Origin of the sequence: Micromonospora sp. CPCC 206171 (assembly GCF_036906755.1) — a bacterium.
Lineage (GTDB): Bacteria > Actinomycetota > Actinomycetes > Mycobacteriales > Micromonosporaceae > Micromonospora > Micromonospora purpureochromogenes.
In genome coordinates this window covers 154,366-160,529 of record NZ_JBAKHT010000013.1, presented here as the reverse complement: position 1 = coordinate 160,529, position 6,164 = coordinate 154,366, and the positions used below count along the sequence as shown (strand labels likewise).

Annotated in this window: 4 protein-coding genes and 1 pseudogene; 4 read left to right on the top strand and 1 reads right to left on the bottom strand. The window is 71.0% G+C overall.

From position 1 onward, the window contains the following. Positions 1-378 precede the first annotated feature (378 nt). The 4 genes and pseudogenes from V6U89_RS17225 to V6U89_RS17210 all read left to right on the top strand — a co-directional run bounded on the left by V6U89_RS17225 (position 379) and on the right by V6U89_RS17210 (position 3,850). Positions 379-603 carry a hypothetical protein gene (locus V6U89_RS17225; RefSeq protein WP_334572224.1) on the top strand — a complete coding sequence of 75 codons (225 nt, stop codon included), beginning with the start codon at positions 379-381 and terminating at the stop codon, positions 601-603. 1,192 nt (positions 604-1,795) lie between these two features. Continuing rightward, complete coding sequence (locus V6U89_RS17220) at positions 1,796-2,254, top strand: PPC domain-containing DNA-binding protein (protein ID WP_334572223.1); 459 nt, start codon at positions 1,796-1,798, stop codon at positions 2,252-2,254. A 78-nt stretch (positions 2,255-2,332) separates the two neighbouring features. Continuing rightward, positions 2,333-2,678, top strand: a pseudogene (locus V6U89_RS17215) (DUF1275 family protein); the annotation flags it as partial. Further along, positions 2,675-3,850, top strand: a complete 1,176-nt coding sequence (locus V6U89_RS17210) for a glutathione-independent formaldehyde dehydrogenase (protein WP_334572222.1) — start codon at positions 2,675-2,677, stop codon at positions 3,848-3,850. The pseudogene V6U89_RS17215 and the gene V6U89_RS17210, both read left to right, overlap by 4 nt. Before the next feature lie 121 nt (positions 3,851-3,971). Here V6U89_RS17210 and V6U89_RS17205 read toward each other — a convergent pair whose 3' ends face one another. Continuing rightward, a complete protein-coding gene (locus V6U89_RS17205) occupies positions 3,972-6,164 on the bottom strand; it encodes an FUSC family protein (RefSeq protein WP_334572221.1) in 2,193 nt (730 codons plus the stop codon).

Below are 6,164 nucleotides of genomic sequence, written 5' to 3'. Positions count from 1 at the left end.
TCGCACGGCTGCGCCATCTGCGACCCGGTCATCGCCCTGTGGTGCCTGACGGGCGGCTGGTCGGTGACGGAACAGCTGCGCCGCCTCCGCCCGCGATACCCCGAGCCGGGTGAAGGCTAGGCCTACTGCCGTTAGCCGGAACCAGACCTTGTTCGCGACAAGGATCAGCCAGAGGCACCTTGACCCCACCGACCCCGCTCGCTACTGCTGACCGGCTCACCAGGGGGACCTCGCCATATCTCGTCTTCGACCTCACCGAGGTCGAGCTCGAGTGCCCGGAGTCGGCCGGTCGCGGAGTGCCGGGCCGTCCCGCGCCGGTCGCCCGACCTCCATCCCGGGGCCGGGTTTCGCCCGCTCCCGTGGTGGTACCTGGTCCGCATGACGAACCCGGTTGATCCCTCCCTTCCTTACGAACTCGACGAGCACGCCCGCGGTGCCGACCCCGGACCCGGCGCGCCGGACCGGCTCCACGCCGACCCAGGCCAGCCCGACGAGCAGTTCCAGTCCCCCATGGGCGTCGCGGGGATCTCGTCGGGCGCCACCTCGCCCTCCGACGAGAACCCAGCCGCCGACCCAGGTGGCGCACACCGCGGCAACCAGTGACGACACGGCCGCACCGCGCCGGCATCACCCGGCAGGGCTCCCAGCCCAGCCAGCAGCTCCCATCGTTCGACGGGCTGATCACCGCGTACGCCGGATGCTGGGTGGGCGCCGTAGCCTGCCAGCCGAGACCTCGTCGAGGCGGCTTTAATGCCTCCAACGACGGGGTCACCCGATTCCCGGCATTCGGACTGAGCTGTAACGGAATCTGACCCCGCATCGCCATAAGAGGGACCGGCGTTGCCGAGCCGGTCCGGCCGGGGTGGACACTTCCCCCAAGAGTCGCCCCAACCCACCCCGGCCACCCCGGCTTGCTACCCGGGTACTGAGCGCATGGGGCGCACTGTAGATCAGTCGCGAAAGCTACAGAGGTTCGAATCCTCTACCCACCACCAGATGCGAAGGCGGCCCCTGATCAGCAGAAATGCGGCCAGGTGCCTTGTTGCGAAGGCGGCCCCTGATCGTGGAGCAGGGGCCGGCGGACCCAGGTACTCGCCGCGCCCGCGCACCCGTACACCCGACGGCTGCTGGCGCGGCCCCGGTGGCCGATCCGGCACGGCAAGCCACCCACCGGGACGCGTGGCGCGCATTGGCGGAAACCGCCGCCTGATCGAGCTCAGCCCGCCGCGCGTCTGCTCTCGTTCCGGGCAATCCGCTGGAGGAGCCGGTCGGGGTCGGTCACTCGGACACGGTCAGGACTTCGCCTACAGGATGGCCCGACGGCAGACGCCGGCTCAGGCCCCGACCGCTCTCCACCGCCCACTGCCGATGCTCGTCGCGGCCGGCCCAGCGCGCAGCAACCGCCCGTAGTCACGCAGGGTGGACTCAATCTGCAGGCTGGCTAACGGCCGCTGGCTGGCATCGTCCACTGCCGTCGCGGTGTGGGCGCGCTTGTGCCCACCCCGATCGTGATCACCTGGTCGTCCTCCCACTCCTCTACGAACTGACGAAGACCGCGGACGACATGCCGAACTGGAGTACCGGCCGACGATCACGCCTCTGTTGAGTCAAACCACGGCCGGACGCCGGGCGGGCAACACAGCCCCGGAGAGCCAACCCCGAAAGGCGGCAGGCGGTTCACGAGTGACCCGCCCAGCGTCCTACGGAACCTACGACCAGAAAGGCCGAGAACCGCTGCCCCCATCCGAGTCGGCGGTTCACTCTGAGTGAGGCTAGCTGTCTCCGTCTTATCGAGATGAGGAAGATCGTGAGGGACGTCGAACTAACTGATGGTCACCGGCGCATGGTGGTGGTCGCGGTCGGCAAGGGGGAGGACGCCGTGGCCGCCATCAACGAGGTGGCGGAACGGTACTGCATTCGCGGTGCCCAGGTCACGGCCGTCGGTGGGTTCAAGTCGGCGGAGCTGGGGTACTTCGACCGCGGGAAGCGCACCTACCTGGGAATTCCGGTTCGGGAACAGGTCGAGGTCCTGTCCCTGCTGGGCGATATCGCCGACAACCAGGGCAAGCCAGCTCTGCACGTGCACACGGTGCTCGGCCACCGGGACGGCACGACCGTCGGGGGCCACCTCCTGCGGGGTGAGGTCTGGCCAACTCTCGAGGTCATCATCACCGAGGTCGGAGCGAACCTCACAAAGCAAATCGACCAGGAGACCGGGTTGGCATTGCTGCCATGGACACACGGCGCTGAATAGGCCGGGCTGCCGCTCGCCGCTGTTGCTGCCGGCGGAGCTAATCCCAGGTCGCCTGCCGGGCGACGGCGGTGGGCTGGCGGTGCTCGGTGGCGCGTCGGTGGCGCGTCGGTGGCGAACGGGATGCAGAGCGTGGTCACGATCAGCTCCGGGGTACGGGGGTGCCTCGAAGACGTACCTGACCGGCTCGCTCACCGACGTGGTCCGGGGCGTCGTGCTCGATCCGCATCGGTTCGCCGCCGGCGCGGGTGGGTTCAGCCGCCTGCTCGGGCTGCTCGGCGGTGCCGTGCTCGGCGCGTTGACGCTACGCGTGGCGCCGATCTGGGCGCCCGCCCTGGCGGGGGCGTTGGTGGTGGGTGTCGTGGTCGTTGCCGTCGGCTTGGCGCGCCGGAGGGACGGGGTCACCGACCGGAGGGAGCACGAATGAGAGCGGTGGTCTACGAGGATGTCCGGACCGTCGGGGTGCACCAGGTGCCCGACGCGACGCTCGAGGCGGAGACCGACGCGTTGGTGCGGATCACCTCCAGCGGCCTGTGCGGTACCGACCTGCACATGTACGACGGTCGGACCGGCGCGAGCCCCGGCCTGGTGTTCGGCCACGAACCGCTGGGTGTGGTCGAGCAGGTGGGCAGCGCCGTGCAGACCGTCCGGCCGGGCATGCGGGTGGTGATCCCCACCCACGTGTTCTGCGGCACCTGCGCGATGTGCTCCCGGGGACTTTCCGCGGCGTGTCTGCGGGTCCGCGCCGAGGGGCCGGGCGCGGCGTACGGCTACGCGGGGATGGGCCCCTACCGGGGTGCCCAGGCCGACCTGCTTCGCGTGCCGTGGGCCGACGCAAACTGCGTGCACCTGCCCGGGGAGCCCGGCGACGCGCACGAGGACGACTTCGTGCTGCTCGCCGACGCGTTCGTCACCGGTTGGCACGCCGCCGCCACCCTCGCCGGCGTGGAACCCGGTGACACGGTGGCCGTTTTCGGCGCCGGCACCATCGGGTTGCTCAGCGCGTACTCCGCCCTGATCCTGGGCGCCCGGGTCGTGTACTGCGTGGACGGCGTGGACGCCCGGCTGGACAAGGCCGGCGAACTGGGAGCGGTCCCGATCGACTTCCGCCGCGGCGACCCGGTCGAGCAGATCCGGGAGGACCGGGCACGGGCAGGGCTGCCCCTCGGAGAGGAAAAGTTGAGCGGGGCCGACAAGGTGGTCGACGCGGTCGGGTTCCAGGCCCGCGACCGCGAACACCCCGACCAGGAACGCCCCAACCAGGTGATCGCGGACGCAGCCCAACTGGTCAACCCGACCGGCGCGATCGGCGTCGCCGGCGTGTACCCGGACAAGGACCTGCACCCGCGGCCCGGGGCGACCGCCCGGGAAGACCTGGTCGCACCGTGGGGGACGCTATTCGGCAAGGGCGTCGCGGTCCGGTTCGGCCGCACCCACGACCGCCGCTACACCCGGCTGCTGCGCGACCTGGTGGTCTCCGGCCGAGCCCGGCCCGGCATCATCGTCACCCACCACGGCACCCTGGCGGACGCGCCCGACCTGTACCGGCGCTTCGACCGCCGTGAGGACGGGGTGATCAAGGCGGTCCTGCACCCGTGAGACATGATCCGGAACTTCCGGCCTCGAAATTGGCCCTGTCTAGGGGTCTCCCGGACATCGCCGGATCTCACCTGCGGCGAAGGCACCCGCAGTGACCGGACTCGGGATGCCCGGGATCCGCCTACGCCTCCTTCCGATATTCCGCCGGCGCCACCGGTGGTGACTGGATCCGCGCGATGTGGCCGGTGAGGCTGGCAAGCCACACGCCGACCTCGACCAGGCGCAGGACCTCGGGGCGGGTTTCGCCGCTCCGAATGCTCTCGTCGACGTGGTCGACGATGTCCGTGGCAGCCACCGGCGGGGCGACGGGACGGCGGATCTGGCCCTGCGGCAACTGTCTGGCCAGGTGGGCGTAAGCGGACCGTAGTCGCTGAGCCCAGCCGACGAGCTGGGCTGCGGAGTCGGGCCAGGACGCCAGGACTCCGGGCCGGTCGCGGGCGAGAAGCGCCTCTGCGCCGCGCAGGGTGCGATTACCGGCGATCAGTACGACCTCCCAGTCCACCTGCGACATCCGCGGATCGTGGCGCTCGGAATGGTACTGGGCGAAGGATGCGTCCGTGAGGATCTTTCCTCGACGCGCCGCGTCAAGCGCCCCGGGCGTTCGGTCTTCCCCCGCGAGTGCCTGCACGGTTTGTGCGATGGCCTCCGCAGCAGCCGCGAGGTAGGCGGCGGCGTTGCGCCGCAGCTCACTGCTGGCGCCTCGGGGCCACATCAACAACCCGGCAAGAACGCCGACCGCCGCGCCGATCAGGACATCCACCGCGCGGGCCCCGGCCAGCTGCCAGCTCACCGGCGTGAGCTGGGCGAAGACGAAGATGAGCAGCAGTGTCAGCATGGCCTGCGACCAGCCCGTGCCCAGCACGGGGCCGACGCCGAACGCCAGCACCATGGTGATCGGCAGCAGCGCCGGGTATATCTCGGGCGGTGGAGAAGCGAGGAGCAGCAGGCCGCCAGCGACGGCGCCGATGAGCGTGCCGACCAGTGCGGGACGCAGCGTGGTGCGGGTGTCCGCGCCGGAGGTCCGCATGAGAGTGAGGATGGCGAGAAGCACCCAGAAGCCGTGGAGCAGGTTGAACGTTCCGGCGATGACGCGGGCGGCGGCGAGAGCCACGGCGAGCCGGACGGCTCCCTCGAAGTACACCGAGCGCGGTGTGAGGTGTGCGCGTAACTGCTGCCAGTACAACGACAGGGCGCTGCGCCGGGCGTACCAGAACTGGTCGGGCCCGGTGGCCGGGCGCTCGGTCGCCTGTCTGGTCGGGAAACCGCCAGCCAGCCGCGTGGCGGTCGCCAAGATGTCGGCCTGTACGACCACCGCCTGAACGATGGCGGCTACACGCAGACGAGTGGCGTGGGTCCGCTGCCCCGCCCGGGCCCGCCGCCTTTCGAGTGCGGCGCTTGCGGCATCTAGGTGGTCGTCCGCGCCGGCGGCCTGTGCTTCCCCGAGCGCGATGTCGCCGGAGGAGCGGATCGATGCTGCCGACTGCCGCAGCAGCCGCGCCGCGTCGGCGTCCCTGGCCTCGGCTGCCCCCCGTCCGGTCGCGAGCGACTCGGCGAGCGCGAGCATCTCGTGTACGGCGGCGGCAGCGTCTCGCAACGCACGGTCCCGCACACCGGCGGACATGGGCCGCTGGGTAGGGGTTAGCTGCAGTATCCGCACCTGTTCGACCGCACGGATGGCTCGAGGGTGGCGCCGCGCCAGCTCCGCGTCGGCACTCTGCCGCCCGGACGCCACGTCCGCGATTCCCTCAAGGAACGCGCCGACCTCCCGCGCCGCGTCGCCCAAACGGTGCGAGAAGACGACCGGTGGCGGGTCGGGCCACAGCGTCGCCTCGCTGAGGCTCACCAGCACGATGCCCACCGTCACCCCAGCCAACCGGGCCGGCAGCGTCCCGGGCTGATACGGCGGGAAGCAGGCCAGGATGTAGAAGAGCTGGAACGCGTTGGCCAGCCCGACCAGGCGCGGGCCGCCGACGCCGGCGAACGCCACGGCGAACCCGACGACCAGCATCCCGACCGGCGCAGCCCAGGTGCCCCAGGCCAGGACGGTGCCGATGGCCACCAGCACCCACGCCATCGGCAATGCGGCGAGCAGCGTGCGCGCTCGCTGGGACGCGTCGCCCGGCAACTGGGCGAACGAGCCGGTAGCGACCGTGGCGAACAACGCGTACGTCGCCAGGACCGTGCTGTCCAGGCCGTACCGGCAGCCGTAGAAGCTGACGGAGGCGACGAACGTCAGCCGCGCCGCCCGGCGAACTGTGCGATATCCCGGATCCCGGCGGCGGAGCCAGCCGAGGACACGCCGTCCCAACCGCAT

Bases quoted from the DNA above. Each gene is read 5' to 3' on its own strand.
- V6U89_RS17220 (WP_334572223.1), top strand. From the start codon at position 1,796: ATGAGGAAGATCGTGAGGGACGTCGAACTAACTGATGGTCACCGGCGC.
- V6U89_RS17225 (WP_334572224.1), top strand. From the start codon at position 379: ATGACGAACCCGGTTGATCCCTCCCTTCCTTACGAACTCGACGAGCAC.
- V6U89_RS17210 (WP_334572222.1), top strand. From the start codon at position 2,675: ATGAGAGCGGTGGTCTACGAGGATGTCCGGACCGTCGGGGTGCACCAG.
- V6U89_RS17205 (WP_334572221.1), bottom strand. From the start codon at position 6,164: ATGCGGTTGGGACGGCGTGTCCTCGGCTGGCTCCGCCGCCGGGATCCG.